Source organism: Pseudomonas sp. AGC41, assembly GCF_057334555.1.
The window spans coordinates 8,720-12,441 of sequence record NZ_JBHFJB010000119.1 but is presented as its reverse complement, the minus strand read 5'-3'; the positions used below and the strand labels follow the sequence as shown (position 1 = coordinate 12,441).

Below are 3,722 nucleotides of genomic sequence, written 5' to 3'. Positions count from 1 at the left end.
CTCCCACAGAGGGCAAGATGTTCGGGGATCTGCGTCCATCCGCAGTCCAAGGTGGGAGCGAGCTTGCTCGCGATAGCGGTCTGTCAGCTCGCATCTGAATCCTAGGCATAAAAAAACGCCGCCCCTCGCAAGAAGGGCGGCGTTTTTTGTGCTGCGTTTTAAGCTTTACGCTTGAACGACCGGGATATTGGCGTTCGCAGCCGCTTCACGGAACTCGGCGATCTGATCGAAGCTCAGGTAGCGGTATACGTCCGCTGCCATGCTGTCGATCTTGCCGGCGTATTCCATGTACTCCTCGACGGTCGGCAGGCGACCCAGGATGGACGCCACGGATGCCAACTCAGCCGAAGCCAGGTAGACATTCGCGCCGTCACCCAGACGGTTCGGGAAGTTACGGGTCGAAGTCGACACCACGGTGGCGTTCGGCTCGACGCGTGCCTGGTTACCCATGCACAGCGAGCAGCCTGGCATTTCCATCCGTGCACCGGCCTTGCCGTAGATGCCGTAGTAGCCTTCTTCGGTCAGTTGGTGAGCGTCCATCTTGGTCGGCGGCGACAGCCACAGACGGGTTGGCAGCTGACCTTTGACCTGGTCCAGCAGTTTACCGGCGGCGCGGAAGTGACCGATGTTGGTCATGCACGAACCGATGAACACTTCGTCGATCTTCTCGCCAGCAACGCTGGACAGCAGACGGGCGTCGTCCGGATCGTTCGGCGCGCAGAGCACAGGCTCGCTGATGTCGGCCAGGTCGATTTCGATGACCTCGGCGTATTCGGCGTCGGCGTCGGCTTCCATCAGTTGCGGGTCGGCGATCCAGGCTTCCATCGCTTGGGCGCGACGTTCCAGGGTACGTGCATCGCCGTAGCCTTCGCCGATCATCCAGCGCAGCAGGGTGATGTTGGACTGCAGGTACTCGGTGATCGACTCTTTCGACAGCTTGATGGTGCAACCGGCAGCCGAACGTTCGGCCGAGGCGTCGGACAGTTCGAACGCCTGTTCCAGAGTCAAGCCTTCCAGACCTTCGATTTCCAGGATGCGGCCGGAGAAGGCGTTTTTCTTGCCCTTCTTCTCGACAGTCAGCAGACCGTTCTGGATAGCGAAGTACGGAATGGCATGGACCAGGTCACGCAGGGTGATGCCAGGTTTCATCTTGCCTTTGAAGCGCACGAGGATCGATTCCGGCATGTCCAGCGGCATCACGCCGGTGGCAGCGGCGAACGCGACCAGGCCGGAACCGGCCGGGAACGAGATGCCCATCGGGAAGCGGGTGTGCGAGTCGCCACCGGTACCCACGGTGTCTGGCAGCAGCATGCGGTTCAGCCACGAGTGGATGATGCCGTCGCCCGGACGCAGGGAAACGCCGCCGCGGGTCATGATGAAGTCAGGCAGGGTGTGGTGGGTGGTGACGTCGATCGGCTTCGGATAGGCCGCGGTGTGGCAGAAGGACTGCATCACCAGGTCAGCCGAGAAGCCCAGGCACGCCAGGTCTTTCAGTTCGTCACGGGTCATTGGACCGGTGGTGTCCTGGGAACCCACGGTGGTCATTTTCGGTTCGCAGTAGGTGCCAGGGCGCACGCCTTGGCCTTCGGCGAGGCCGCAAGCCTTGCCGACCATCTTCTGCGCCAGGGTGAAACCCTTGGTGCTTTCGGCTGGCGCTTCAGGCTTCTTGAACAGGTCGAACGGTGGCAGGCCCAGCTCGGCGCGAGCCTTCTCGGTCAGGCCACGGCCGATGATCAGCGGAATACGGCCGCCAGCGCGGACTTCGTCCAACAGCACCGGAGTCTTCATTTCAAAAGTGGTGATGACTTCGTCGGTACCGTGCTTGCAGACCTTGCCGGCGTGCGGGTACAGGTCGATCACGTCGCCCATGTTCATGTTCGACACGTCGAACTCGATGGGCAGTGCGCCGGCATCTTCCATGGTGTTGTAGAAGATCGGGGCAATCTTGCTGCCGAAGCAGAAACCACCAGCGCGCTTGTTCGGCACGTACGGGATGTCGTCGCCGAAGAACCACAGCACCGAGTTGGTCGCCGATTTACGCGAGGAACCGGTACCGACCACGTCGCCGACGTAGGCGATCGGGAAGCCCTGGCCGCGCATTTCTTCGATCTGCTTCATCGGGCCGGTCTTGCCTTGCTCGTCCGGAACGATGCCGTCACGGGCCATTTTCAGCATGGCCAGGGCGTGCAGCGGGATGTCCGGGCGCGACCAGGCGTCGGGGGCAGGGGACAGGTCGTCGGTGTTGGTTTCGCCGGTGACCTTGAACACGCGCAGGCTGATCTTGTCGGCCAGCACCGGGCGCTTCTTGAACCACTCACCGTCAGCCCAGGATTGCAATACGGCCTTGGCATGAACGTTACCGTTCTTGGCTTTTTCAGCCACGTCGTGGAACGCATCGAACATCAGCAGGGTGTGCTTGAGTTCTTCGGCGGCGACTGGCGCCAGCTCGGCGTCGTCCAGCAGCTCGACCAGGGTCACGATGTTGTAGCCGCCCTGCATGGTGCCGAGCAGTTCGACGGCGCGCTTCTTGTCCAGCAGAGGGGATTGGGCCTGGCCCTTGGCCAGGGCGGACAGGAAGCCGGCCTTGACGTAGGCGGCTTCGTCGACGCCTGGCGGAACGCGATTGGTGATCAGGTCAACGAGGAAAGCTTCTTCGCCCGCCGGAGGATTTTTCAGCAGCTCGATCAGGCCTGCAGTTTGTTCGGCGTTAAGCGGCTGGGGAACGATACCCAGGGCTGCACGCTCTTCGATATGTTTGCGGTAGGCTTCAAGCACAGTTATTACCCTCATCAGTGGTCCCAAATGGGTGTCCGGGACGCTCATCCAGAAACTCACGGCACTCATGCGCGTCAGGGGGCTTTTTGGGCCTCCACGCCAGAGTTGCCGGAGTTCCTCACAGAAGCTGCTTTCAAAGTTTTACGCCTGCAGAACGGGAGCTGATGAGGGTTGGCGTTGGGCTTTCCCCGCTGGAAAGACCCTTCGCCAACACCGCTCTGAAGGAACGACTGTGCTCGTGACGCTTTGAAAACAGCTTCTAACGGACATTGGCGCCTTAAAAGGCTGGCTGATTCTACGGGAAAAAAATATTAAAGGTAAGTTGGGCTTCCAGGTTTGAGGGGTGATCAATCTTAGACAAAGGGCTAACATGCCCGCCTGTCCTGTTTTTGCGTGTGCGTTACCTTATGCCCAACCATCTCATCAAGACCCCCTGCGTCGGCCTCTGCTCCACTGTCTACGGTGACCTGGTCTGCCGTGGCTGCAAGCGGTTCCACCATGAAGTGATTCACTGGAACGGCTACAACGAGGAAGAAAAACGTGCGGTGTGGTTGCGGCTCGAGCAATTGCTGGTGCAGGTGATGGTGGCCAAGCTGGAGGTTTTCGACCCGGCTTTGCTGCGCCAGCAACTGGAAGCGCGCAAGATCCGCTTCGTGCCGCATCAGTCCGAATATTGCTGGGCCTACCAGTTGATCGCCCGTGGAGCGCGGGTGATCAACAATCTGGAAGCGTACGGCATGGTGCTGCTACCGGAGTTCCGCGATTGGGAGCTGCCGGATCTGCGCGATGCCATTGATCGGGAATTTTTCCTCCTGTCCGAAGCGCATTACCAACGCTACATCGCGCCGGGGTTTCTCAAGGATGCGATCGGCGGCTGACAGGCTCTCATGTGTGGCAAGGGCGCTTTTAGTTTCTGGACCAGGTAGCTTTTGTGGGGGGGGGGGGGG

At 60.4% G+C, this 3,722-nt stretch carries 2 protein-coding genes; one reads left to right on the top strand and one right to left on the bottom strand.

All coding sequences use genetic code 11. From position 1 onward, the window contains the following. Positions 1–165: 165 nt before the first annotated feature. Positions 166–2,775: a bifunctional aconitate hydratase 2/2-methylisocitrate dehydratase gene (acnB, locus tag ACE04F_RS21195; RefSeq protein WP_030142650.1), complete on the bottom strand. Its 2,610-nt coding sequence runs from the start codon at positions 2,773–2,775 to the stop codon at positions 166–168. A 407-nt stretch (positions 2,776–3,182) separates the two neighbouring features. On the opposite strand from acnB, the gene ACE04F_RS21190 reads away from it, so the two are divergent. Further along, on the top strand, positions 3,183–3,653 hold the full coding sequence (locus tag ACE04F_RS21190) for a DUF1289 domain-containing protein (protein ID WP_486109746.1): 471 nt from the start codon (positions 3,183–3,185) through the stop codon (positions 3,651–3,653). The last annotated feature ends 69 nt before the right edge of the window (positions 3,654–3,722 follow it).

Coding starts and splice junctions, on each gene's coding strand:
- ACE04F_RS21190 (WP_486109746.1), top strand. CDS start 3,183: ATGCCCAACCATCTCATCAAGACCCCCTGCGTCGGCCTCTGCTCCACT.